30 protein-coding genes and 1 tRNA gene are annotated in these 23,789 nt (G+C 61.8%); 15 read left to right on the top strand and 16 right to left on the bottom strand.

What is annotated here, in order from left to right; all coding sequences use genetic code 11:
* Positions 1–25: 25 nt before the first annotated feature.
* Both ACIU1A_RS10100 and ACIU1A_RS10095 read right to left on the bottom strand, forming a co-directional pair.
* Positions 26–457 (bottom strand): CBS domain-containing protein, encoded by a 432-nt coding sequence (locus ACIU1A_RS10100; RefSeq protein WP_140493682.1) that lies wholly within the window; start codon positions 455–457, stop codon positions 26–28.
* A gap of 87 nt (positions 458–544) precedes the next feature.
* Positions 545–1,303, bottom strand: coding sequence for a rhomboid family intramembrane serine protease (locus ACIU1A_RS10095; RefSeq protein WP_140561017.1), 759 nt, complete (start codon positions 1,301–1,303; stop codon positions 545–547).
* Between the two features lie 401 nt (positions 1,304–1,704).
* Here ACIU1A_RS10095 and ACIU1A_RS10090 point away from each other — a divergent pair, with 401 nt between their 5' ends.
* The 3 genes from ACIU1A_RS10090 (at position 1,705) to ACIU1A_RS10080 (ending at position 3,912) form a co-directional block, all read left to right on the top strand.
* The gene (locus ACIU1A_RS10090; RefSeq protein WP_404927231.1) at positions 1,705–2,337 is read left to right on the top strand and encodes a PAS domain-containing protein; all 633 of its coding nucleotides are present in this window, start codon (positions 1,705–1,707) and stop codon (positions 2,335–2,337) included.
* Positions 2,338–2,456: 119 nt separating this feature from the next.
* Entirely contained in the window at positions 2,457–3,074 is a 618-nt protein-coding gene (locus tag ACIU1A_RS10085; RefSeq protein ID WP_404927230.1) for a PilZ domain-containing protein, read from the top strand.
* Positions 3,075–3,303: 229 nt separating this feature from the next.
* Entirely contained in the window at positions 3,304–3,912 is a 609-nt protein-coding gene (locus tag ACIU1A_RS10080) for a transglutaminase-like cysteine peptidase (RefSeq protein ID WP_140493691.1), read from the top strand.
* A 155-nt stretch (positions 3,913–4,067) separates the two neighbouring features.
* Here the strand turns inward: ACIU1A_RS10080 and ACIU1A_RS10075 are convergent, their stop codons facing one another.
* The gene (locus tag ACIU1A_RS10075; RefSeq protein WP_404927229.1) at positions 4,068–4,595 is read right to left on the bottom strand and encodes a gamma carbonic anhydrase family protein; all 528 of its coding nucleotides are present in this window, start codon (positions 4,593–4,595) and stop codon (positions 4,068–4,070) included.
* A 42-nt stretch (positions 4,596–4,637) separates the two neighbouring features.
* The gene (locus tag ACIU1A_RS10070; protein WP_140493695.1) at positions 4,638–4,958 is read right to left on the bottom strand and encodes a DUF6949 family protein; all 321 of its coding nucleotides are present in this window, start codon (positions 4,956–4,958) and stop codon (positions 4,638–4,640) included.
* Positions 4,959–5,059: 101 nt separating this feature from the next.
* Here ACIU1A_RS10070 and ACIU1A_RS10065 point away from each other — a divergent pair, with 101 nt between their 5' ends.
* Positions 5,060–5,791: a hypothetical protein gene (locus ACIU1A_RS10065; protein WP_404927228.1), complete on the top strand. Its 732-nt coding sequence runs from the start codon at positions 5,060–5,062 to the stop codon at positions 5,789–5,791.
* Between the two features lie 50 nt (positions 5,792–5,841).
* On the opposite strand, the gene ACIU1A_RS10060 is transcribed toward ACIU1A_RS10065, so the two are convergent.
* The gene (locus ACIU1A_RS10060; protein ID WP_019857879.1) at positions 5,842–6,045 is read right to left on the bottom strand and encodes a DUF3126 family protein; all 204 of its coding nucleotides are present in this window, start codon (positions 6,043–6,045) and stop codon (positions 5,842–5,844) included.
* 148 nt (positions 6,046–6,193) lie between these two features.
* Complete coding sequence (gene cysE, locus ACIU1A_RS10055) at positions 6,194–7,042, bottom strand: serine O-acetyltransferase (RefSeq protein WP_140493699.1); 849 nt, start codon at positions 7,040–7,042, stop codon at positions 6,194–6,196.
* A gap of 124 nt (positions 7,043–7,166) precedes the next feature.
* Here cysE and ACIU1A_RS10050 point away from each other — a divergent pair, with 124 nt between their 5' ends.
* Positions 7,167–7,772: a hypothetical protein gene (locus ACIU1A_RS10050; RefSeq protein ID WP_140493701.1), complete on the top strand. Its 606-nt coding sequence runs from the start codon at positions 7,167–7,169 to the stop codon at positions 7,770–7,772.
* A 43-nt stretch (positions 7,773–7,815) separates the two neighbouring features.
* On the opposite strand, the gene ACIU1A_RS10045 is transcribed toward ACIU1A_RS10050, so the two are convergent.
* Genes ACIU1A_RS10045 through ACIU1A_RS10035 form a run of 3 tightly spaced genes read right to left on the bottom strand, consistent with a single transcriptional unit; the run spans position 7,816 to position 9,735 of the window.
* A complete protein-coding gene (locus ACIU1A_RS10045) occupies positions 7,816–8,583 on the bottom strand; it encodes an alpha/beta fold hydrolase (RefSeq protein ID WP_404927227.1) in 768 nt (255 codons plus the stop codon).
* 20 nt (positions 8,584–8,603) lie between these two features.
* Complete coding sequence (locus ACIU1A_RS10040) at positions 8,604–9,167, bottom strand: DUF192 domain-containing protein (RefSeq protein WP_404927226.1); 564 nt, start codon at positions 9,165–9,167, stop codon at positions 8,604–8,606.
* Between the two features lie 22 nt (positions 9,168–9,189).
* Entirely contained in the window at positions 9,190–9,735 is a 546-nt protein-coding gene (locus tag ACIU1A_RS10035; RefSeq protein WP_181165163.1) for a cold-shock protein, read from the bottom strand.
* A gap of 268 nt (positions 9,736–10,003) precedes the next feature.
* Here ACIU1A_RS10035 and gloA point away from each other — a divergent pair, with 268 nt between their 5' ends.
* Positions 10,004–10,444, top strand: a complete 441-nt coding sequence (gene gloA / locus ACIU1A_RS10030) for a lactoylglutathione lyase (RefSeq protein WP_140522101.1) — start codon at positions 10,004–10,006, stop codon at positions 10,442–10,444.
* Positions 10,445–10,573: 129 nt separating this feature from the next.
* Positions 10,574–10,867: a DUF2218 domain-containing protein gene (locus tag ACIU1A_RS10025; RefSeq protein ID WP_140522099.1), complete on the top strand. Its 294-nt coding sequence runs from the start codon at positions 10,574–10,576 to the stop codon at positions 10,865–10,867.
* Between the two features lie 31 nt (positions 10,868–10,898).
* Here ACIU1A_RS10025 and ACIU1A_RS10020 read toward each other — a convergent pair whose 3' ends face one another.
* Complete coding sequence (locus ACIU1A_RS10020) at positions 10,899–11,453, bottom strand: DUF1697 domain-containing protein (protein ID WP_140517654.1); 555 nt, start codon at positions 11,451–11,453, stop codon at positions 10,899–10,901.
* On the bottom strand, positions 11,450–12,706 hold the full coding sequence (gene ilvA, locus ACIU1A_RS10015; RefSeq protein ID WP_404927225.1) for a threonine ammonia-lyase IlvA: 1,257 nt from the start codon (positions 12,704–12,706) through the stop codon (positions 11,450–11,452). The genes ACIU1A_RS10020 and ilvA overlap by 4 nt, the downstream gene beginning before the upstream one ends.
* Before the next feature lie 408 nt (positions 12,707–13,114).
* Between ilvA and ACIU1A_RS10010 the strand changes: the two genes are divergently transcribed.
* On the top strand, positions 13,115–14,188 hold the full coding sequence (locus tag ACIU1A_RS10010) for an alpha/beta hydrolase (RefSeq protein ID WP_404927224.1): 1,074 nt from the start codon (positions 13,115–13,117) through the stop codon (positions 14,186–14,188).
* A gap of 142 nt (positions 14,189–14,330) precedes the next feature.
* A complete protein-coding gene (locus tag ACIU1A_RS10005; protein ID WP_404927223.1) occupies positions 14,331–15,491 on the top strand; it encodes an alpha/beta hydrolase in 1,161 nt (386 codons plus the stop codon).
* Between the two features lie 21 nt (positions 15,492–15,512).
* Here ACIU1A_RS10005 and ade read toward each other — a convergent pair whose 3' ends face one another.
* A complete protein-coding gene (gene ade / locus ACIU1A_RS10000; RefSeq protein WP_404927222.1) occupies positions 15,513–17,324 on the bottom strand; it encodes an adenine deaminase in 1,812 nt (603 codons plus the stop codon).
* 185 nt (positions 17,325–17,509) lie between these two features.
* On the opposite strand from ade, the gene ACIU1A_RS09995 reads away from it, so the two are divergent.
* Both ACIU1A_RS09995 and ACIU1A_RS09990 read left to right on the top strand, forming a co-directional pair.
* The gene (locus ACIU1A_RS09995; protein WP_140493722.1) at positions 17,510–18,175 is read left to right on the top strand and encodes an outer membrane protein; all 666 of its coding nucleotides are present in this window, start codon (positions 17,510–17,512) and stop codon (positions 18,173–18,175) included.
* A 659-nt stretch (positions 18,176–18,834) separates the two neighbouring features.
* The gene (locus ACIU1A_RS09990; RefSeq protein WP_140671726.1) at positions 18,835–19,125 is read left to right on the top strand and encodes a hypothetical protein; all 291 of its coding nucleotides are present in this window, start codon (positions 18,835–18,837) and stop codon (positions 19,123–19,125) included.
* 181 nt (positions 19,126–19,306) lie between these two features.
* On the opposite strand, the gene ACIU1A_RS09985 is transcribed toward ACIU1A_RS09990, so the two are convergent.
* Positions 19,307–19,678 (bottom strand): hypothetical protein, encoded by a 372-nt coding sequence (locus tag ACIU1A_RS09985; protein WP_404927221.1) that lies wholly within the window; start codon positions 19,676–19,678, stop codon positions 19,307–19,309.
* A 403-nt stretch (positions 19,679–20,081) separates the two neighbouring features.
* Here ACIU1A_RS09985 and ACIU1A_RS09980 point away from each other — a divergent pair, with 403 nt between their 5' ends.
* Positions 20,082–20,381, top strand: a complete 300-nt coding sequence (locus ACIU1A_RS09980) for a DUF1236 domain-containing protein (RefSeq protein WP_404927220.1) — start codon at positions 20,082–20,084, stop codon at positions 20,379–20,381.
* Positions 20,382–20,538: 157 nt separating this feature from the next.
* On the opposite strand, the gene ACIU1A_RS09975 is transcribed toward ACIU1A_RS09980, so the two are convergent.
* Positions 20,539–20,624 (bottom strand) — tRNA-Leu (locus ACIU1A_RS09975).
* A 134-nt stretch (positions 20,625–20,758) separates the two neighbouring features.
* Complete coding sequence (locus ACIU1A_RS09970) at positions 20,759–21,337, bottom strand: NUDIX domain-containing protein (protein ID WP_140522089.1); 579 nt, start codon at positions 21,335–21,337, stop codon at positions 20,759–20,761.
* Between the two features lie 153 nt (positions 21,338–21,490).
* On the opposite strand from ACIU1A_RS09970, the gene ACIU1A_RS09965 reads away from it, so the two are divergent.
* The 3 genes from ACIU1A_RS09965 (at position 21,491) to ACIU1A_RS09955 (ending at position 23,273) form a co-directional block, all read left to right on the top strand.
* Positions 21,491–22,594 (top strand): NADH:flavin oxidoreductase/NADH oxidase, encoded by a 1,104-nt coding sequence (locus ACIU1A_RS09965; protein ID WP_140584161.1) that lies wholly within the window; start codon positions 21,491–21,493, stop codon positions 22,592–22,594.
* A 130-nt stretch (positions 22,595–22,724) separates the two neighbouring features.
* Positions 22,725–23,003: a DUF982 domain-containing protein gene (locus tag ACIU1A_RS09960; protein WP_404927219.1), complete on the top strand. Its 279-nt coding sequence runs from the start codon at positions 22,725–22,727 to the stop codon at positions 23,001–23,003.
* A gap of 30 nt (positions 23,004–23,033) precedes the next feature.
* Positions 23,034–23,273, top strand: a complete 240-nt coding sequence (locus ACIU1A_RS09955) for a DUF2188 domain-containing protein (RefSeq protein WP_140493732.1) — start codon at positions 23,034–23,036, stop codon at positions 23,271–23,273.
* 108 nt (positions 23,274–23,381) lie between these two features.
* Here the strand turns inward: ACIU1A_RS09955 and ACIU1A_RS09950 are convergent, their stop codons facing one another.
* Positions 23,382–23,678 (bottom strand): hypothetical protein, encoded by a 297-nt coding sequence (locus ACIU1A_RS09950; RefSeq protein WP_140494988.1) that lies wholly within the window; start codon positions 23,676–23,678, stop codon positions 23,382–23,384.
* Positions 23,679–23,789: the final 111 nt, after the last annotated feature.

Below are 23,789 nucleotides of genomic sequence, written 5' to 3'. Positions count from 1 at the left end.
TGCGCGGCCGGCGGTTGCTTGCCGCTCAGGCGGTAGCGATATAGGCGCGGATTTCCTCAGCCTCGCGCTCGACATCCTCGATACGACGCTTGACCACGTCGCCGATCGAAACGATGCCGTCGAGCATGCCGTCCTTTTCCACCGGAAGATGGCGGAAGCGGCCCCGGGTCATGATCTCCATCACCTCGTTGACGGTGTGATTCTCGTTGCAGATCTTCACTTTCGGCGTCATCGCGGAACGAACGGCTATGTCGAGCGCGGCAGCGCCTTCCCTTGCGACGACGCGCACGATGTCGCGCTCGGACAGGATGCCGACGATCTTGCGGTCTCCATTGGTGATGACCAGCGCCCCGATCCTGTGTTCGGCAAGGATGCGGATGGCCTCGCTTAGTTTTTCGTTCGGCCCGAGCGTCAACACGTCGTGGCCTTTTTGCTCGAGAATGGCCTTAACCGTCATGGCGTCCTCCTCTACTTTGCCAACCGGTTCCTGCCCTGACCGGCTTTCACGTAAGAGTGAACATCGTGCGCCGCGATCGGTTGCATTTCAAGTGCGGTGGTCGGTCGTCTCCCAGTCGAGCGGCTGCCAGCGCCTGTCGAACCAGCGCAAGCTGAAGAAGCCGGCGACAAAGCCGCCAATGTGAGCCTCCCAGGCGATCTGGCTGTCGACCCCGGGGGCGAAGCCGACAAGGCCGGTGACAAGGTTGATCACCATCCAAACGGCAAGGAAGATCATCACGCCACGCGAGCGCAGCACCATTGCGATCGGCAGCACGGGGCCGGCGAAAGCGGCTTTGCCCGCCGAACGATCCGTACGGAAGCCAAAGCGTGCCGCCGCTCCCATCATGCCCGATATCGCACCGGAAGCGCCGACCAGCGGCGCTTCGCCATATGGATGCATGGCCCAGAAAAGCGCCACTGAAGCCAGTCCCGTCGCGGCGAAGAACAACGCGAACCAGAAGGCTCCGAGCCGATTGGCCAGCGGCGAGCCAAAGGCAGCGAGCCAGACCATGTTGATGGCGATATGGGCAAATCCACCATGCATGAAGGCATAGGTGAAGGGCCGCGTGAACAGGAACCAGTCGAAGCCGTATTGGCCGGTGTAGAGGACAGGGATGAAGGCCCCATCGTAAAGCAGTGTCATTTGCTGAGCATCACTCAGCACGTATTGCTGCAACAGGTAGATGGCCACGCAAATGGCGATCACCGCCAGCACGATCGGCGGCAGGTTGAAGATCGGCTCGCGACGCGGCTCGGGCTCGCGATCCGCCTGTTCTATTTCCGGTGGGCTTACAGGTTCACTCATGCGCACTAGCACTCGGTCCAGGATCTGTTGTTGCGAGCATCTAGACCACTGCCCGCCGGACCACAAAGGGCGAATCGCCGAGCGCGAATCAAAAGTGCCGAATCAAAAGAAAGCCGTCCAAGGTTTCCCTTGAACGGCTGTCGAGTCCCCTGTTCCCCCGAACTCTTGACTGAAGTGCTGCCGATCGTCGCGAAACGACCGCTTCTGGAGTGGTTTTTGTGTGCCACGCGGCTCGACCGGGCGCAACGTAAACCACTTGTTAACCTTAACGGCCCCGACCCGTGAACAAGTGTTAACGACGCTGGCACGCTTCCTGCTCCGCAACGCATGTAGGTCATCGGAGGGCGCCCTTCTGTTCACCGATGGGACATCAGACGACAGAATGCGCGGAGCTGCTTAGCATGAACCAGAACGGATCGATCACGCTGTTCCAGTATTGGAACCGCTTGCGTGATGGACGCCCTGCCCCGAAGCGCTCGGAAGTGGAGCCGGCCGATATCAAGTCGCTGCTGGCCGACACCTTCATCCTGGAAAGGGACACGCGTGGGCAAGCGGTGTTCCGGCTGGCCGGCACAAGGCTCTGCGCCTCCTATGGCCGCGAACTCAAGGGGTTCTCCTTTCCCTCGCTATGGCGCGAGAAGGACCAGCGGCTGGTCTCGAAGCTGATCCATGGCGTGTTCGACCAGAAATCCGTCGTGCTGATCATGTTCGAGGGCTTCAACCGCAACGGCCGTTCCAACAAGTTCGAACTGCTTGCCTTGCCGCTGGATGGCGGCGTCGAAAACCCGCGTTGCCTTGGCGTGATCAGCGCTGTGGAGAAGCCGTTCTGGCTGGGCGCCGACCCGCTCACGGACGCGTTGATCGATTCGATCCGTGTCATCGATCCCGAAAAAGAGTTGCTGGCGAGCCGGCCGGCGATCGACGTTCCCTCGCTTGTTCCCGCCGAACTGGAGGCGCCCGAAACCATCTCCGCGCTCGGCCGAGCGCGCCGCATCCGCCACCTCGTCGTCTTCGATGGCGGGCGCGAGGAATAGTTGACGATCCTACAGCCCCGCCTGCCCGTTTTTCCCCTTTGTTAACCCGCTTTGCTGTAGTTCTGGGATGAAGTCCCTGGCATCGGCGCGCGGGGATGCCAAACGGGGTGTAGGCAGTCATGAGGTCAGCGGCGGTCGACTACGCGCCGTCCCAAGCTGAGAGACGTAACTTTCAGCGCGTCCGGGTCAAGATATACGGGCGCTTCATGCTGGAAGACCGCACCGAACATCCTTGCCAGGTCGTCGATATGTCGCCGGGTAACGTCGCGTTTCGCACGGACCGCATCGGCATGCCCGGTGAAAAGGTCATCGCCTATATCGACCATATCGGCCGCATAGAAGGCGTCGTCACCCGCACCTTGCAGGACGGTTTCGCAATGACGGTGATTGCGTCGGACCGCAAGAAGGACAAGCTCGCCGCGCAATTGACGTGGCTCGCCAACAAGCACGAGCTCGATCTGCCGGAAGACCGCCGCCACGAGCGCGTCGCCCCCCGCAACCCGACCAGCATCCTGCAGCTCACCGACGGCCGTCAGTACCAGTGCCGCATCATCGACCTGTCGCTCTCCGGCGCCGCGATCGAGATCGATGTCAAGCCGGCGATCGGCGTCCAGGTCATGCTCGGCACCATGCGCGGACAGATCGTGCGTCATTTCGAGGATGGCGTCGCCATCGAATTCGCCGTCATCCAGCGGCCTGAGACGCTCGATTCGGAATTCAACACGCCGCGCGCCTGAAGGCCGAACAGCGTCCAGATCAAAACCGGCCTTCGCGGCCGGTTTTTTTGTATTTCACGACAGCGCAATTAGAGTCACTTCAGTCCCCGAAACGTTAAACGATTGACCGTTCAAAAGTTTCAACTTTGATACTTATTCTAGGGGCGTTTTACTCAATGTCTACTGCGCGCTTTTGCGTCGAATAAATCCACCTGTGGCAATGTCTCCCTCGAACGGGGAGACAAAAACAATGAAGAAAACGAGGGGCAAGCTGTTGCTGATGGCGATGGCGATGCAGCTTTCCGCTTGGGGATCAGCATATGCCGCGGGACCGGCCTATATGCACACCGGCGGCCGCACCACACAGCCTGTCGGCCACTATGAATTCTGCCAGCGCATGCCGGGCGAATGCAGCGAGCGGACGCCCAAGGGGGCGCCGGTCGAACTGACCCGCAAGCTGTGGGCGACGATCCTCAGCATCAACAATTCGGTCAATACCCGCGTCAAGCCGCGCACCGACATGGAAAACAACGGCGTCGAGGAATATTGGGCCTATCCCGACAACGGCTATGGCGATTGCGAGGACTACGCGCTGGAAAAGCGCCGCGAGCTGATGGACGCCGGCGTTCCGGCCGGCAACCTGTTGATGACGGTCGCGCGCCAGCCGAACGGTGACGGCCACGCGGTGCTGACCGTGCGCACCAGCCTCGGCGAGTTCATCCTCGACAATCTGGAAACCAAGGTCCTGTCCTGGACGGACACCGACTACACCTACCTCAAGCGACAGTCGGATACCAATTCCGGCGTCTGGGTGACGATCAACGACGGCCGCGCCGACGCGGTCGCCAGCGTCCGCTGACGGCGTCGATCCGGCACGCGTGAACCAGAGACCAGGCGCTACGCATCAAGGCGATGCGCCTAAGGAGAAACCCGGTCGAGTCCCCACCCTCCCCGTCCCAACGACCGGGTCCAAGGAGCCGGCCCCGTCCCCGGGCCGGCTCCGCCATTTCTGGCTTAGACCTTCTCCAAACCCGCCTTGAAGCGCCTGCCGTTGGCGACATAGTGCGCGGCCGAGGCCCGCAACCTTGCAATCGCAGCCTCGTCCAGGACCCTGATCGCCTTGGCCGGCGAGCCGACGATCAGCGAATTGTCCGGGAATTCCTTGCCTTCGGTGACCAGCGCGCCGGCGCCGACCAGCGAATTCTTGCCGATCCTGGCGCCGTTGAGCACGATTGCGCCCATGCCGATCAGGCTGTTATCGCCGATGGTGCAGCCATGCAGCATGGCGCGGTGGCCGATCGTGCAGCCTTCGCCAATGGTCAGCGGGAAGCCGGGATCGGTGTGCATGACCGTGTGCTCCTGCACGTTGGTGTCGGCGCCGATCACGACAGGCTCATTGTCGCCGCGAATGACGACGCCGAACCAGAAGCCGGCATTGCGGCCGATGCTGATGTCGCCGATCAGCATCGCATCGGGCGCGATCCAGTTTGAGCCCGCATCCGCGAAGTTCGGTTCGGTGCCATCGATCGCATAAAGCGGCATTTCTGGTCTCCGATTCGTCTCAAGCCTAGAAGTCGAACGACCCTAGGTTGGCACCTCCCAACACGCAACGGCCACAAGAACGATGCCGAGCGCCAGCGTCCAGGCGACCGCCGTGCAGCCACAGGAAATCAGCGCCACCGACGAAATGCGACCGTCGCGGCGGGCGTCCAAGGCATCGTTGACCAGCATGAACGGCCCGGCGCACGCGGTGGCGGCGAGCGAACGCAGTACGTGCGCGGAGGACACATAAGGCTCGGTGAACGCGACCTTGCGCCCGGCAACCAACTCCATCGCCGATCCGACCAGCCCGCAAGCCGTCAACCCGACAAGAAAAGCGAACGCAGTTAGCTCAACCGGGCCCATCTTTACCTTCCGTTTACCATGAAATCGCACAGTCGCTGGAAGGACTGCAAGAGCCGTGCCGTGCGATGCGTGCCGTCACGGGACAGGATCCGGGGACAGAGATGAAGCAGGCAGCGATCGCCGACGACCCCCAATTCACCGTGGTCGATTCCACGCTGATGAAGCGGGTGTTCTACGCCTTTGCAGCACTCGCCCTGCTGTCGGTCGCAATCAGCCTGGGCGGCAAATGGTTCGGCCATTCGATCGCCATGGCCGGCTACACGGATGATGCGACGATGCGCAAGGTGGTGGTCGGCAACAATGTCATCGCCGTGCCTGCCAACTTTATCCGTTTCGAACAGGCGCGGCGCGACGGCATCGCCTCGCGGCTCGACCTCTACCTGCGCTATCCCCAGATGGATGGCTACAGCGAGGCCGCCCGCGGCGATTTCAACCACACGGGGCCAGCCAAAAGCATCGTCTTCCTGTCCTTCGAACAGCAGATGATGTCTCGCGACATGAGCGGACGTTTCGGGCCGATCTACAGCGCGCTGATCGTGCAGCCCGGCACGGCAGGTCCGGGCGGCACGGCGATTTACGGTTTCAACGCGAAATCAGGTTACCTCAACGAGGTGCTCGTTGTCGGCAACCGGCCCGGCAAGGACCCATTCGTGGCCCGCTGCCTGAGCGGGCCGGCAGCAGAACAATCGCTGGCGCCTTGCGAGCGCGACATCCATGTCGGCGAGGATCTCAGCCTCACCTATCGCTTCCCGAAGGAATTTCTGGGGGATTGGCAGGCGCTTGACGCGGCAATCACCGCCGAGGCCGGGCGTGTCCTGAAGGCCGGACATTGACGGGAAAGGCCGGTCGCGTTTGCGTCCGGCATCGCCATGGGCCGGTGGGATCAGCCCAGATCGATGTCGAGGATCGCCATCGAGAAATTGTAGTCGCCGTCATCCTCGTCCTTGAAGACGATGCCGAGGAACTCGTCGCCGACATAGACTTCGGCCGAATCCTCCTTGCGCGGCCGTGCCTTGACCTCGAGCTTGGGGTTCTGGAAGACGCGCTTGAAATAGGCGTCCAGCTTTCTGATTTCGTCAGGCTTCAACAGTCTTCTCCGATCATCGGGCTTGCTCGTTTGAACGGCGCTTCTGACACGTCGACGATGGCCATGTAAAGGCAAGCTCGCCGTATTGCACGGCAATCGAAGCCGCCGGCGCGAGCAGTGCGAAACTCCGCGACGCCCCTCAGTAAAACTAGATGTCGAAGCTGACGACCTGGTCCATCGTCTGCGACGGCAGAAGCTGGTCCATCTGGCGCGACGGCTGGTCGCAGCCGGTCTCGCCGACGACGCGAGCCGGCACGCCTGCGACCGTCTTGTTATGCGGCACCGGCGACAGCACCACCGAACCGGCGGCGATCTTGGAGCAATGGCCGATTTCGATGTTGCCGAGAATCTTGGCGCCGGCGCCGATCAAGACGCCACGACGAATCTTGGGGTGACGGTCTCCGCCGGCCTTGCCGGTGCCGCCGAGCGTGACACCGTGCAGGATCGATACGTCGTCCTCGATGACCGCTGTCTCGCCGACGACCAGGCCGGTGGCATGATCGATGAAAATGCCCTTGCCGATGCGGGCCGCCGGATTGATATCGGTCTGGAAGACCGAGGACGAACGGCTTTGCAGATAGAGCGCGAAATCCTTGCGCCCCTGATTCCACAGCCAATGCGCCAGCCTGTGGGTCTGGATGGCGTGAAAACCCTTGAAGTAGAGCACCGGCATGATGAAGCGGTCGCAGGCCGGGTCGCGGTCGTAATAGGCCTGGATGTCGACACGCACGGTGGTCGGCCAGTCCTTGTCGTCGGCCAGCATCGACTTGAAGGTCTGGCGGATGAGATCGGAGCCTATGTCCTGGTGCGCCAACCGCTCGGCCAGCCGGTGGATGACCGCCTCCTCCAGGCTCTCCTGGTTGAGGATGGTCGAATAGAGGAAGGCGGCGAGCAGCGGGTCGCGATTGACCGCGTCCATCGCTTCGTCACGGATCGAGCGCCAGATCGGATCGACCGGCTGCAACGCGCTGTGTCGGGAAATGCTGATGCTGTTCATCGACGTCGTCCTGCCGCCTTGCCTAATATCGGGCCGCACATATAAGCCAGATCATAGCACGATTGAACTCAATTTTCCTTAGTGCTCTGTCAAATGGATTTGGTTCGCGGGAATTCAAGCCGGCATGGAAAATGAACTCTTGCTCGACAATGCCCTCAAACGCGAGCTTTCCGTCCTCTATGAGGGACGGGATCGCCACTACCACAACCTTGCCCATATCGAGGCGATGCTGGCGCTCGCCGGCGAGTACCGGAAGCTGCTCGGCGATCCCGAGGCCGTCGAGGCGGCGATCTGGTTCCACGACGCCGTCTACGACAGCCGGGCCAAGGACAATGAGGCGCAAAGCGCGGCGCTCGCGGAAAAAAAGCTCGCGGGCCGCATCGACGCCCAGCGCCTCGGCCGCATCAGCGCCATGATCCTTGCCACCGCAACACACCAGTTGCCGGGCTTCGAAGACACGGCCGCGATGCATGACGCCGCTCTTTTCCTGGACATGGACCTGTCGATCCTCGGCGCAGCGCCGGATGCATTCGATGCTTATGAGCGCGCGATCCGCGCCGAATATCAATGGGTGGAGGAGCCGATCTGGCGGGCCGGACGCGGCGCGGTGCTGAACAGCTTCCTGACACGCCCGCACATCTTCCACAGCGAGGAATTCCGTCGGCGCTTCGAGCAGCAGGCCAGGCTGAATCTCACCCGATCGCTCGAAGCGCTGCAAAAACCAGCGTGACATCTGGCTTGTGCATCAGGTTTTATCGGGCTCTTGCGCCGGGTCAAAGCGGATTTTCGGCGTAGAATTCCAGCACACGCCGCTTGAAGGTCTTGTCGCCGACGGCCAGCATATGGTCACGGCCTTCGATGTGGAAAGCCTTGGCATTGGGCATCAGTGCGGCAAGTTCGTCGGGCGAGCCGCCAATGTCGTCGGTGGTGCCGACGGCGATCAGCGTCGGCTGGGCGATCCGGGCGATTTCATCCTCGCTCAGCAACTCGCGGGAGGTGGCGATGCAGGCCGCGAGCGCCCGGCGGTCGCTGCGAGTCTGGTCGGCGAAGGCGCGAAACGAACGGCCGCGGGGATGAGTGGTCTTGGCCGGATCGTCGGCAAGAAGGGCTGCGGCGATCGGATCCCAATCGCCGACGCCGTCGATCATGCCGATGCCGAGACCGCCGAAGACCAGCGTCGCCACCTTGTCGGGATCCGACAGCGCCAGGAATGCCGCTATCCTCGCGCCCATCGAATAGCCCATGACATGGGCGCGCCCGATGCCGAGATGATCGAGCAAAGCAGCCGCGTCCGAGGCCATCCGGGCCGGGGTGTAATCTGCCTCTTCGTAGCTTTTCGATGACGAGCCGTGGCCGCGATTGTCCAGCGCAATGGCGCGGTAGCCGTCATCGTTCAGCGTCTTGAACCAGCCGGGCGAAACCCAGTTGACGTAATGGCTGGAGGCAAAGCCATGGATCATCAGCACAGGATCGCCCCGGCCCCATTCCGGCTGGCGGTCGAGGAAGGCGATATCGAACCCGTCATGGGAAAAAAACTGCATCGGCTATACTGCCCGCGTCCTCAACCGCCACCGCCGTTCGGCGCATCGCCATTGTCCGATGGCGGCACCTCGGGGCCTGATATGGTGCCAACGGCCGGATGCCGCACCAGGTCGCCATAATCGATACCGTTCCTGGCGGCGGTGCCCGCCTTGAGCTCAAGCACGAAGCGCACCGGCACGCCGGGCGAAATGAGCGCCTGGGATTGCGGCTCGCCGTGCTTGACCGCCCGGATCTTGCCATCCTGGCCGATAAAAACCAGGTCAAGCGGCATCGGCGTGTTCTGCATCCAGAAGTTGACCTGCTGCTGCATGTCGAAGACGAACAACATGCCGTGATCGTCCGCCATGTCCTGGCGATACATCAAGCCGGCCTCGCGTTCAGCATCGGTGTCGGCGATTTCGATGGAAAAGGAGCGATCTCCGCCTTTCGTCGCCACGACCAGCGGCGTCGGGTCCACCGGCAGGGTCATCACCCGGCTGTCGGCCGCCGTCGATGCAGGCGAATAGAAATAGGCGCCCGCGGCGACGATGACGGCAGCCAGGACGCACATTGCGCCCGCCGTCAGCCAGTTCCTATGTGTCATGCGAAAATCCTCGGCAACCGCCCTAATGCGCGACCGGCAAGGTTCCCATATCGGGGTGGATTTCGGCAGCCATAAGGCCTTTGTCGCCGCGCCCGAAGCGGACAAGCACGACCTGCCCCGGCCGAAGCTCGGTGATGCCGTAACGACGCAAGGTCTCCATATGGACGAAGATGTCCTCGGTGCCCTCGCCCCGGGTCAGGAAACCAAATCCTTTGGTGCGGTTGAACCACTTCACCAAGGCACGCTCCAGCCCGCTTTCGGGCGTCACCGAGACATGGGTGCGCTGTTCCTGCATTTCCGCCGGATGGACCGCTGTGGTGACATCCATCGAGAGAACCCGAAAAGCCTGCAATCCGCGCTCGCCCTGCTTGACGAGGCAGACAACGCGCGCTCCCTCCAGAGCAGTCTGGAAACCATCCCGTCTAAGGCATGTCACATGGAGGAGGATGTCGCCTGAAACGCCGTCATCCGGGAGGATGAAGCCATAGCCCTTGGCTACATCGAACCACTTGATGGCGCCGGATATTTCGGTCAGATCGACGGCATCGCCGCCTTCGTCGCGCTTCATGGCGTCGCCAAGGGTTTCGGACCGCCCCGTCAAAGAGGCTTTTTCCCCCATAAGAATGCCCCCTTTTTTCAAGAACACCGCAACTGATTCTTGACACCAGATTAACACTGCGGCTTCCGGTGAGTGCAAGACCTGACGTGCCTTTTTTCACGGTTCATTATGCGAATACCGGATTTGTTCTTTGGCGGCGCCGGCAGCCGCCTGGGATTTGCCCTTTGGACGGCCCACCCCTATGTTGCGCCGCAACCCAACAAGTCGAGGAAATCACATGCGCTATCTGCACACCATGGTTCGCGTCGCCGACATCGATGCTTCGCTCGATTTCTACTGCAACAAGCTCGGCCTGAAGGAAGTGCGCCGCTACGAGAACGAGCAGGGCCGCTATACGCTGATCTTCCTGGCCGCGCCGGAAGACGAGCAAAGCGGCATCGACGAGAAAGCACCGCTGGTCGAGCTCACCTACAATTGGGACCCGGAAGACTACAAGGGCGGCCGCAATTTCGGCCACCTCGCCTATGAAGTCGACGACATATACGCCACCTGCCAGCGGCTGATGGACAGCGGTGTCACCATCAACCGGCCGCCGCGCGACGGCAACATGGCTTTCGTCAAGTCGCCGGACGGAATCTCGATCGAACTTCTGCAGAAAGGTCCGGCGAAGGCAAAGGCCGAACCGTGGGCGTCGATGCCGAACACCGGAAGCTGGTGATCGATCACCTTTTCGAGCGGTCGGCAGCCGGCCTATGGCGGCGGGCGAGCTTGCGCCTATCTATGCGGCGATAGCGCCCGCCTCGAAAGCGGGCACCGTTTCGTGCGTTTCACCCTCGGAGATCCCTTCATGACGATCAGCCATGCCGATGTCACCACCGCACATGCAAGCCGTTATCTGCAGCAATTGTGCAAACATTGGGCGCACAAATTCCCCGTGGAATTCGATCCCAATCATGGCGCCATCGACCTTTCGCTCGGCCGCACCATCATGGATGCCGATGGAGCTGCGCTGCACATCACCGTATCGAGCGACGACCCCGGCTCTATCGAACGCCTCGAAAGCGTCGTCGCCGACCACATCAAACGCTTTGCGTTTCGCGAGGAGCTGACGTTCGACTGGAAACGCGCCGAGGCGGCGTAGGCTCTTGTCTGCGCATTACGGCAGGCATCAATCAGCCGCCGCCGGGCTTGCCAGCCATCTCCAGCAGCGCCAGCACCGAGCGCCAGTTGCGCGCAGTGCCAGGTACCTTCAGTACGCGTGGGATCAGATTGGCAAACACCGATTTGCCCAGTCCGCCGGGTGCATGCAGGTAAAGCACGTCGCCCTTGATCTCGAACCGCTCCGGACCCGTACATTTTTCGGCCAGCCGCGCCGCCTCCTCGGCGGTAGGCGCGCGCTCCAGCGCATACGCGTGCAGCTTGGTTGGCTCCTCGGCAATCTCCGGATAGGGATTTTCCCTGACCAGCCGTTCGACCCAGCCGAGATCGCGCACCATGATGCGCGAATGAAAACCCCATTTCTCCTCGAAAGCCGCTTCGATCTGTTTGGTCAGCGTGGCGGCGTCACCTTCCTTGGCCCGGAACACCGCATTGCCGCTCTGCACGTAGGTAGCGACATCGCAAAACCCGAGATCCTCCAAGAACGCCCGCAACTCGGCCATCCTGACGATGCGGTTGCCGCCGACATTGATGCCTGAAAACAGGGCGATGAAGACGTTTCCGCTCATATGATGAACCCGGCCAATGTCTCGTTGTCGGTGATATCCTGATACTGGACGCCTTCGGCCTCGAAATTCGCTTTCAGCAGGTCGAAATTGCGGCGATCCTTGGTTTCGATGCCGATCAGAACCGAGCCGAAATTGCGTGCCGACTTCTTCAGATATTCGAACCGGGCGATGTCGTCGTCCGGCCCCAGCATTTCAAGGAAGTCGCGCAGCGCGCCCGGCCGCTGCGGAAAGCGGATGATGAAGTATTTCTTCAGGCCCTCGAAGCGCAGTGCCCGTTCCTTGACGTCCGGCAGCCGTTCGAAATCGAAATTGCCGCCCGAAACCACCGCCACGATGGTCTTGCCGCGGATTTCCTTCCTGGAAAAATCCTTCAGCGCATCGATAGCCAGCGCGCCGGCCGGCTCCAGCACCACGCCCTCGACATTGAGCATCTCGATCATGGTCGCGCAGAGCCGGTTTTCCGGGATCAACCGCACCGTGTCGGCGGCGAAGTCCTTGAGGTGACGCAGGGGCTCACGGCCGATCTCGGCGACCGCCGCGCCGTCGACGAAATTATCGACCTTGGCGAGTTTGAGCCGTTTTCCCGCTGCAAGGCTCTCGCGCAGGCTTGGCGCCCCTGCCGGTTCGCAAAAGACGAAGCGCGCCTCACGCCCCTGATCGGCGAAGTAGTGCGTCACCCCTGCGGCCAGACCTCCGCCGCCGACCGGCAGCACGACGATGTCGGGCATGCCCGCGCCGGGCATCTGGTGGGCGATCTCATAGGCGACCGTCGCCTGTCCCTCGATGATGTCCTTGTGGTCGAAGGGCGGCACCATATGAGCGCCGGCGCTTTCGGTGAATTCGATGGCGGCGCGATAGCAATCGTCGAAGAAATCGCCGACGAGCCTGATCTCGACGAAGTCGCCGCCGAACAGCCGCGTCTTGTCGATCTTCTGCTGCGGCGTCGTCACCGGCATGAATACAACGCCCTTTTTACCGAAATGGCGGCAGACGAAGGCGAAACCCTGCGCATGGTTGCCGGCGGAAGCGCAGACGAACAGTTCGGCCTGGTTGCCTTCGCCAAGTGCCTTGCGGAAGAAGTTGAAGGCGCCGCGGATCTTATAGGAGCGCACCGGGCTCAGGTCCTCGCGCTTCAAAAGCACCCGCGCGCCGGTCTTCTTCGACAGATAGTCGTTCTCCTGCAGCGGCGTTTCCGGAAAGATCCGGCGGATCGCGGAAGCAGCGGTGGCAACACGGGAAGAGAAGCTGGTCATCGGAAAGCCACCTTGAACGCATGTCGTTTGGGAACGTCTATCATCGATTGGCCGCGGAACGACCGTTTGTCGCGAGCCTTGCCGCCGAGCAACCCGATTCCGTCTATTGCACAGGCGACCCCGTGAAACCATTGCCCGGTCACTCATGTTCCCAAGCGGTCGGCATTTAGTCACATGTTTGCCGTTAGTTGGAGGCGAATATTCATGTGATTCTTGAAATTCATGTGGGTGCCAAGCCTCGAAAGGGCCCGCCCTGATGCCAGTCTGGCTTTCGTGCAACACTGTGGCGGCGGTCGCCGTACGCCGATCGCTTTTCGGCTGGGCACGACTTACTTCCGCCGCACTTGCGCTGTCGGGGGAGACTTGCGGAGGCGATTGGCCTTTTCGGGCCGGAGTGGAATTTCAGACGTGCCGTTGAAAACGATTTTTGCCATTGGCCTAGCCTTGCTTGTCGCGGGCTGCGCGGGACAGCAGACCCAGGAACTACTCGGCAGTGCCATCGTGGCAGCGCCGGTGACCGAGATCGCCGGCAATCACAGCATCTTCATCGCCACCACGCGCAAGAAATCCGACGATCCGAACAAGGTCTTCGACGGCGAGCGATCGGCCACGCTGAACTACGCCCGCGTCAACGTCACCGTGCCCGGCATCCACCAGACCGGGCAGATCGAACGCCGCTCGCGCGGCAAGTCGAACGATCCGGCCAAGTATTTCATGGCCTCCGAGGTGGTCGGCTACGACACCCAGCCGAAATTCGCCAATGCGCTAAGTTCTGACATCGCGGCGCGCGGCGACCGCGTCATGGTCTTCGTCCATGGCTACAACACCGGCTTTGACGACGCCGTTTACCGCCTGACCCAGATCGTCCACGATTCTGGCTATCCCGGCACACCCGTGCTGTTTTCCTGGGCATCCGGCGCCAAGACCACCGACTATGTCTACGACAAGGAAAGCGCCAGCGCTGCGCGCGACCAGCTCGAGGTGACGTTGCGTATGCTTGCGCAGACCGGCGCGCGGCGCATCGATATCGTCGCCCATTCGATGGGAACCTGGGTGACCATGGAGACGCTGCGCCAGCTCGCCATCACCGGCGACCGTGATCTCGGCGGCAAGCTCGGCGACGTCGTGCTCGCATCGCCCGACATCGATGTCGACGTGTTCAAGAGCCAGATGCGCCGCTATGGCAAACCCAACAAGCCGTTCATCCTGTTGTTGTCCGATGATGACCGCGCGCTCCGGCTCTCCGGCCTGATTGCCGGCGCGCGGCCGCGCGTCGGCGACTACAAGGACGCCGCCGACCTTGCGTCCTACGGCGTAACGGTCGTCGACCTCTCCAAGATCAAGGGAGGGGACAGTTTCAACCATACGAAATTCGCCGACAATCCCGCGCTGGTGAAGATGATCGGCCAGCGGCTGCGCGAAGACGATGGATTTGCCAGCGACCGCGACGTGACCGACCGCATCAGCCTGCTCGGGCAATAGATGCATCGCCGCGGGTTCGCGTGGCCCGCTCGGCCTTGCGACGGTGTCGATCAACTTTGAACTGGACCGCGCCCGCCTCTGGCCTTATCGAAACATCCAGCGACGTCACGCGTTTGACGTCCTCCTTTGCGGGAGCCGGCGTGTGACGGTGCATTCGAAGAGTTTCGTCGTCATTGCGTTCGCGCTGCTGGTCGCAGGCTGCGCCGGCCGAAACACGCACGATCTGCTGAACAGGACGACAATTGCGGTACCCGCGTCCGACATCGCGGCCACCCACGAGATATTCGTCGCCACCACCCGCCAGAAGGCGACGAAGGACCCGCGGCAGGTGTTCGACGGCGATCGCTCCTTGACCACCAGCTTCGCCCGGGTCGACGTCACCGTGCCGAAAAGCCACAAGGTCGGCATGATCGAGCGTGTCCGAGGGTCTGCCAACAGCAATCCAGCCAAGGATTTCACCGCCAGGGATGTCGCATTCTATGCGGATGCGCCGCAATTCGCCAAGGCGGTCGGTGCCGACATCGCCATGCGCGGCGACCGTGCGTTGGTTTTCGTGCACGGGTTCAACAATGGTTTCGACGACGGCATCTACCGGCTGACGCAGATCGCGCACGACACGAAATATCCGGGCACGCCGGTGCTGTTCTCCTGGGCTTCGAGCGGCAAGACGACGGGCTACATCTATGACAAGGAGAGCGCCAACGCGGCGCGTGACGACCTCGAGGCAACGCTCAGGATGCTGGCCAAGACGCGGGCCAAGAGCATCGACATCGTTGCCCATTCGATGGGAACATGGGTGACCATGGAGGCGCTGCGCCAGCTTGCCATCACCGGCGACCGCGATCTCGACGGCAAGCTTGGTTACGTCATCCTGGCCTCGCCCGACATCGACGTCGACGTGTTCAAGAAACAGATGATCCGCTACGGCAAGCCGGACAAACCGTTCGCCATCCTGCTTTCCGCGGACGACCGGGCGCTCAAATTGTCTTCCCTGATTTCGGGCGACAAGCCCCGCGTCGGCGACTATGGCGACGCGGCCGATCTGGCCAGCTATGGCGTGTCTGTGGTCGATCTCAGCCAGACCAAGGGTGGCGACCGGCTGAACCACGCCAAATTCGCCGACAATCCGATCCTGGTTCAGTTGCTCGGCGACCGGCTGCGGGCCCCGGCCGGCCTGGCGTCGGACGAACCTCCAGTGCAGCTCAACAATCTCGGCCAAGGCCTCGGCAAGGCCGTCGGCTCGGTTGCCGAGATCGTCATCACTACGCCGTTCAAGGTGCTGACGATCGCCACCGGCGGATGAGCGAAGCGACCGCAACTGCTCTTACACGAAGAGGTCGACCTTCTGGAAGGTCGTCACGTCGATCAGGCCGACATCGGAAATCCTGAGCTCCGGAATGACGACCAGAGCCAGCAGCGAGTGCTGCATGTAGGCGTTGTTCAGCGAGCAGCCCATCTGGCGCATGGCCTCGGTCAGTTTGTCGGCCTTGGCCGCTACGATTTCGGCCCGCTCGTCCGACATCAGCCCGGCGATCGGCATTTCGACCAGTGCAAGTTCCTTACCCTTGGAAAACAGCACGACGCCGCCACCGACCTCGCCCAGTCGGTTGACCGCAAGCGCCATATCCCGCTTGTTGGTGCCGACGACGATGATGTGGTGGGCATCATGCGCCACGCTCGACGCCATCGCGCAATCGCCGATGTAGCCGAAGCCGGAGACAAAGGCATTGGTGACGCCGCCGGTACCCCTGTGGCGCTCGACCAGCGCGATCTGGCAGACGTCGTTGCGGCGATCCATGGCGACCAGCCCGTCCTCGACGGCGAGATCCGCTTCCAGCGCCCGCGTCGGTGCCTGATTTTCAATGACCCCGATGACCCGAACCCGAACCTCGTTCGCGCCCTTGGGTGCCGTGATATCGAAATCGTTGGCCTTCAGCTTCTTGCCGAGCTTGACGGTGTTCTTCGCCGCCTTGGGATAGTCGTAGACCGGAATGTCGATGTCGAGCTTGCCGGCCCTGGCCAGCCTGACGCCACGCGCATAGACCTCGTCGATGGTCATTTCGGCGAGATCCGAGACGATCAAAAGGTCAGCCAGCCGCCCCGGCGCGATCGATCCGATCTCGCGCTCCAGCCGGAAATGCTGAGCGGTGTTGAGCGTCGCCATCTGGATCGCTGTCACCGGTTTCAAGCCCTGGCTGATGGCGTGGCGGACCACGCGGTCCATATGCCCCTGGTGAACCAAGGTGCCGGAATGGCTGTCGTCGGTGCACAGGATGAAATTGCGCGGATCGATGCCGCCCTCGGTAACCGCCTTGATCTGCGAGGCGACGTCGTACCAGGCCGAGCCTAGCCGAAGCATCGCCTTCATACCCTGGCGCACGCGGGCGATGGCATCTTCGGCGCGCGTGCCCTCATGGTCGTCCTCCGGGCCGCCGGCGACATAGCCATGGAACGGCAGGCCGAGATCGCGCGAGGCATAGTGCCCGCCGACGGTCTTGCCGGCTTTCACGGTCGCGGCGATCTCGCCCGACATCACAGGATCGTTGGCGGCGACGCCAGGGAAATTCATCACCTCGCCCAGCCCGATGATATTTTCCCAGCCCATCGCCTCGGCGACGTCGGCGACCGTCAGTTCGGCGCCGGCATGTTCGAGCCCGGGGGCCGAGGGCACGCAGGACGGCATCTGGACATGCACGTTGATCGGCATGGCGACGGCCTCGTCATGCATCAGCCGCACGCCGGGCAGGCCGAGCACATTGGCGATCTCGTGCGGATCGATAAACATCGAAGTCGTGCCGTGCGGGATCACCGCGCGGCAGAATTCGGTCACCGTCACCATGCCGCTCTCGACATGCATGTGCGCGTCGCAAAGACCGGGCACCAGATAGCGCCCGCTGGCATCGACCACCTTGGTGCCCTGCCCGATGGCATGGCCGGCATTCGGGCCGCAATAGGCGAAGCGGCCGCCGGCAATGGCGATGTCGGTGCCGGCTACGATCTCGCCGGAGTGGACATTGACCCAGCGCCCGTTGCGGATGACGAGATCCGCGGGTTTCCTGCCCATGGCGACATCGACCAGATGTGTCGCCATTTCAGTCCAAGGTCTGGGCTTATTGCCCGAAGGCGTGTTCGCCATGAAGCGACTCCTGTTTGCCCGACTGTGCCAAGCCGCCACGGTTTTGACCAGCCTCACACTTTCTCCCGATCGTTCCAAGACCGACGGGGGGCGTAAATCAGCCGCACAGAAATGCGATTCCGTTTTGCCGCAAATCGGGTTACCGTGCCTGCCAGGATCTTCCAGCTCTTCGTTCGGGGAGTTCGATGCGTCGCCTAATGCTTGCAAGTGTCGGTTTTCTTGCCGCTCTGGCCGCACCGGCTTTCGCAGCCGAACCTGTGGCCGATGTGCCGATGACCGCCCCCGGTTTCGACTGGACCGGCTACTATGCCGGCCTGCAAGGCGGTTATGGCTGGGGCAGTTCCGACATTTCGGGAACCGAGGGCGAGCCGTTTGCCGCCTCGCCAGACCTCGACGGCGGTTTCGTCGGTGGCCATGTCGCCGGTCTGTGGCAATTCGACCAGGCTGTGCTCGGCGCCGAAGCAGAGCTTAACTATTCCTCGGCAAAGGGCGCCGAAGAACTGGGTGCGGGAAATCTGCTCGGCACGGATGTCAAGTGGTTCGGTTCCATCAATGCCAAGGCCGGCTATGCGATGGATCGGTTCCTGATCTACGGCATCGGCGGCGTCGCCTTTGCCGGCATCGAAACCTCCCAAGATGCCGGTACCTCGTTCGACAACACGCGAACCAGCATAGGCTGGACGGTTGGGGCCGGCGTCGACTATGCGCTGACCGACAGGTTCGTCGTCGGGGCGCAGTATCGCTACTATGATTTCAGCAAGGAGCATTTTGATGCGCCGGACGATTTTCTCGATCGCGACCAGAATGTGAAGCTGAATACGGTCGGCATCAATCTGAGCTACAAGTTCTGAGCCCCATCGCCGCGCCCGGTCACCGGGCAGAATCATGCTCGATCTCGCATGGTCCGCGACGGCAATTCTACGGCAATTCCAAGGACTGAGGGGCCGGCGTCCCCCAGTGGGCGGGGGGATGGGTTGGGCCTGGTAGACGCCGGCCTCGACGGATCAGATCCGCCGCGCAGACACCGTATCATTGCCTGCGGCGCGCGGAATTGCGTGATCGCACCAGTATCACCATGCCCGCTTGTCTGAACGTCACCGGCGCAGCACTTGATGCCGCGTGCCGTTTATGATCCTGCCCTCGCACGCAGGCGCGCGTCCGCCATCGCAGTACCCGCGCCCGATCGCGCAGTGAACACTCAAAGAATTGCATCGAGAAAAGAGCCATCGAACCGCAAGTGCGGACGAAGGTCCAAGAACATCAGCAAGACCTTGGTCCGAATACCTACAGCAGAGGTCCGATCAGCTCTCCTGCAAGGAACGTACTCGCATTCCTTCCATTTGTTGAACGGGTGCAGCAATGGTCCTTCATGTGCCCACGAGAGCAGGGTTACAATCATTTGCACCCTCAACCCCCTGCTCAGTTCGCAGGCAGAAAGCTCAAATCGAGATCTCGTGCGGCTTGAGCTGTCGTGAAACTACCCCGAGGGATCTGGAATGGAGAAACACTTATGAAAGCGATTTTTCTGACAAGTGCCATGGCGCTCGTTTTCGTTGCAATGCCGGTTGTCGCTTCGGCGGCAGAAGCGGACGTCGTCATCAAAACCCATCGCCATCATCACCGCCACGTGGCAGTGATCAACGATCAGGGCCAGCGCCTCCATCATCGGCGCCATGGCACGGTGGCCTTCTATGACCAAGGTCGCCGGCATCATCGCCGCGACACCGTCGTCATAACGGGCTCAACTGAACGCCGTCACCACCGGCATCACCCAGTGGTGATCTACGACAGCAACGACTAATGTTGTGCAATCCGGCCCGGCTGATCGACAACCCTGCCGGGCCGTGCCGCGAGCGGCCGGCCGACAACAAGGGAAGTGGAAGCTGAGGAAGCCAGGCGGGGCTTCCCTATTGAAAATGAGTGCTAAATCGAGCCGGGGTATGAGAGGCCGGTCGTGCTCTCCAGCTTGTGCTTCTGGTTCCTCAAAAGGGCGCCAGTAAAAAATAAACGCCGGCGACCAGTGTTGATGTCAAACAAATCGCCATTGCCACGACCACCTTGGTCGCGAAGCGCTCAGCTCTCGCGCAAAGCGCGTCAGCAAAATCGTCGCTCTGGATGCTTTTCAAGAGCGGCTTGGTGTCGACGCCAGCCATGTGATTGTCGTTGTCGGGGATTGTGACACGGTCGCGACCATCAGTTTTGATGGAACCAGGGGTCATGCTTTGCCTCACGAAGCGTCGGATTGACATCAGCCACCCGTTCGACGGAGCTGCCGGATTCGCCGGTGCGGACGGCACTTCGACTTTGGGAGCGTCAATCTTGACGCCAAATGTTCTTTCCGCCGCTCCCAACATTTATCGCGCCCGCAAAGATTATCAGGACAACAATTGCAATAGTTTCTAGAAGAATTCCCACGGCACCGCCGCCGCCGCCACCATTTACCAGAGTGGGGCGAGCTGCCATGATCGGCCTCCTCTGGAAGATCATTAGCAAACGCAACGCACGCTTCCTACCGGCAGTTCCACTGCTGGGGCTTCGGTCCTATTGAACATGCGACCAAAGTCAGATGGTAGCGCGCAAAAGGCCCAAACCCACGGTTGTTCGGAACCCACGCGTCTAAAAGCGATTGCCTGACAGGCCATCGAACGATGGTTCCCCTGATCGATGGCCAGCATTGGGAGCCCTTGCCAATCCCTGGCAATCCTTCGGGCGCTACCGCGCTTCGCGCCAACTCAACGAGAGAGAAAGGAAGTAACAATGAGAACCGATCTTACAACCATCGCAGCGGGAGTTCTGCTGCTTGCCGGCATCGGCGCCGCCGCCGCACAGGACGTGGTCATTCAGCCGCAGGACGAAACCGTCATACAGGAATACGTAAAGAAACAGCCTCTGGCCTCAGTCAAGATTCCCGGCGTTGAGCTCAATGTCGGGACCGCCCTGCCCGATACAGTCGAGCTTCATGAAATTCCCAACGTCAAATATCGCTATGTCGTCGTGGACAATCACACCGTCGTCGTGGATCCCGGCACACGCAAGATCGTAAAGATTATCCAGTGAGCGCTTGAACGCCGCGATCCGCCGTTTCAGGTCGGCGGATCGTGGCAATGTCCGGCCGAGAAACCCAATGCCGGACGGCTCGCCGGGCGCCGCTAAACGCCAGGCGGTACCCGCCGATGGCGGCTAGGCTCTGCCGAACGCTGAAGTAGAGTTAAGGTGGTGCGGACGACGGGAATCGAACCCGTACGATCAGAGATCGAGGGATTTTAAGTCCCTTGCGTCTACCAATTCCGCCACGTCCGCGCGCCTTTCGTTTCAACTACCTAGGCGATCTCGTCAATCGGGGCCATGCAGTCCCAAAAAAGCGTTGTGCAAAACACGTTCGTTTTCATTCGCCCCGCACCGATTCTTCGTCCCGCAGGGGCGACCGGTATCGGTCAAACAGCGATCGGATGGAGCTTCAGATGCTGGATCAGGATGATGGTCTTGGCGTCGATGATGCGGCCATCGGCAATGCCGGCCAGAGCCTCGTCGAGCGGCATTTCCAGCACCTCGATGTCCTCGCCTTCGTCCGCTGCGCCGCCACCGGCCGAAATGCGGTCGGCGGGCGAATAGAGGGCGGTGAAGAACCAGAGCCGCTCGGTGACGCTGCCCGGGCTCATATAGGGCGAAAACAGCCGCTCCACATGGTTCAGTCGATAGCCGAGCTCTTCCTCCGCCTCCTTGCGGATGCAGGTCTCCGGATCGTTTTCGTCGAGCAGTCCCGCGCAGGCCTCGACCAGCGGTTCGCGGTGGCCGGTGACATAGGCGGGATAGCGGAACTGGCGCACCAGGAGCACGGTTGAACGCTGGGGATCATAGGGCAGGATCACCGCGCCATCGCCGCGATCGTAAGTCTGGCGAATTTGTGTCTCCCATTGTCCGTCGCGGCGACGGTAGTCGAGGACGGTCTTCTTCAGAATCGCCCAGTCGTCGGATAGGATTTCTTCAGAACGGATGCGGATACGATCTTCCATCGGCTGCCTCCACGTTGCCCGGGAGGCGTAGCCGCGAACCGGCGTTCACGCAATCGGGGCAGCGGTTGGTCCAGTAAGCATTTCACTCTCTCGTGTGTGGCATGGCGGCGATCGATCGCCTAAATAGCGCATCCTATTCCCGGAGTTTCGTTCATGACCACATCGCTTTTCCAGCCGATCACGCTCGATGGCTTGAGCTTTCCCAACCGCATCGCCGTTGCGCCGATGTGCCAGTATTCGGCCGAGGACGGCTCGGCGAGCGACTGGCATCTCCACCACTGGATGAACCTGGCAATGTCCGGCGCCGGCATGGTCACGGTCGAGATGACCGATGTCGAGCGGCGTGGCCGCATCAGCCATGGCTGCCTCGGCCTCTATTCCGAAGACAATGAAGCCGCTGCGCGCCGCGCCCTGGACGCAGCAAGGCGCGTGGCCGCACCCGGCACCAAATTCGGCACTCAGCTTGCCCATGCCGGCCGCAAGGCCTCGAACCGCAAGCCCTGGGAGGGGGGCGGACCGCTGCAGCCGAACGAGGATCCCTGGCAGACCGTCTCGGCCTCGGCAATCGCCTACGATACCGGCTGGAACGTGCCGCGAGCGCTGGAGGAAGAGGAGATCCTCCAGCTCATCGAGCGGTTCGCCGAGGCGGCGAGGCGGGCCGAACGCGCGGGCTTCGACTTCATCGAGCTGCACGCGGCGCACGGCTACCTGATCTTCCAGTTCCTGTCGCCGCTCTCCAACCAACGCACGGACCGCTGGGGCGGCTCGCTGGAAAACCGCATGCGTCTTGTCGTCGAGATCGCCAAGGCGGTGAAAAAGGCAGCGCCAAAACTGATGCTGGGCGCCCGGCTGTCGGTCAAGGATTGGGTCGATGGCGGTTTCGACGTCGAGGATGCGATCGAAGTGGCGAAAGCGCTGAAGGCCGAAGGCGTCGCTTATCTCTGTTGCTCGAGCGGCGGCAATTCACCCTTGCAGAAACTGCCCTCCGGGCCCGGCTACCAGGTGCATCTGGCGGAAGCCGTGCGCAGGGGCGCCGGCATCCCTACCCGCGCGGTCGGTCTGATCGACGATCCCAAGCAGGCAGAGGCGATCATCGCCGAAGGCCGCGCCGACATGGTTGCGCTGGCGCGCGCCTTCCTCGCCGACCCGCGCTGGGGGTGGCGAGCGGCCGCCACGTTCAGCGAGACGATCCATCCCGCGCCGCAGCTCGCGCGCTCGGTGACGACGATGCAGCACTGGATGAAGGCGGCGGGCTGAGCGCCCTTCCGAGCAGCGCGGAACGCGTCGTCGGACGACCGCCGCAATAGAGCTTCCAAGGAGGTCTGGGACGTTTGGGCGCAGGCTGAGGACACGGTTGCAACCAAATTGACTGCTTTGCGTTGCGGCCATGATGGACAACAAGCCTTTTGAAACACCGGTCGTGGTCGAACTCGGCCATGTCGGCAAATATCGCCACATCCGCAGTACCCAGGAGGCGGCGGAGTGCCTGATGACGGTTTGGCCGCTCAATCGCGGCCCCCGTCATCGTGATGCTCTCGACACTTGCCTCAAAGTGCTGGAAGGTTATCGTTCGACAGCGGATGCGCGCCGGGCCCTTACCGAAGCCGCCAAGGAATCGGAAGTGCTGGTGCCAGACGACAAGCTGTCCGACGACCGCCTGCATTGAGCGGACGGACCTTTAAACCGGAGGTTATTGATGGCGAAGCTGACTTACAAGATCGTCGAGCATGATGGCGGCTGGGCCTACAAGGTCGGAGCGACCTTCTCGGAGACGTTTCCCACGCATCAGGACGCGTTGCGGGCCGCCGAGATCGCTTCAGCCGAGCAGCAGGTCGCGGGGTCGACGGACGGCATCCAGTACGAGGATGCCGACGGCAAATGGCATGAGGAACTGGCTGATGGACGCGACCGGCCGCAGACCGAGGTTTCCGACTGATCTTTCAGCCCAAAGCCCGATCGCCCCAAAGGCCGGCCGCCCCGGAGCGCCGACCGCGGACGTCGGGAGAGAAAAACGTCCTACGGTCAGCAGGGAGCTTACGGCTGATTATTTGCCGCAGTACTGGTCATTGACGTTGCCTTGAGCATTGGCGTCCGGACCCGGGGTGTTGTGAGCACATGGGCCCATCCCACCGGTATTGCCTTGGGTGCTCAACCCGGAGCCGTATGCGTTGATGCTCCCGGTGGTGCTCTGGTCGATGGCTGATGAATCCTCATTGCCGAACAGCGACCAATTGTTCCACCAACTGTCATGGTTGTAATACCTGCCGTCCGTCGACTGCGCCATCGCCGATGTGGCAAGACCGGCCGTCAGAACGAATGCCGCGAAAAGTTTTTTGTACATTGGATCACTCCGTTTTGTATTCGTCGCCTTGGGTGCGACACGGGGCAAACCAGTCACCAGCCGAATGGTTCCTTGAATTCCTTGTGAAGCGTCGGTGAAGCCTAATCCCGA

The organism is Mesorhizobium maamorense, from assembly GCF_044998965.1.
In the GTDB taxonomy this organism is placed as follows: Bacteria; Pseudomonadota; Alphaproteobacteria; order Rhizobiales; family Rhizobiaceae; genus Mesorhizobium.
This window is presented reverse-complemented; position numbering and strand designations above follow the sequence as displayed.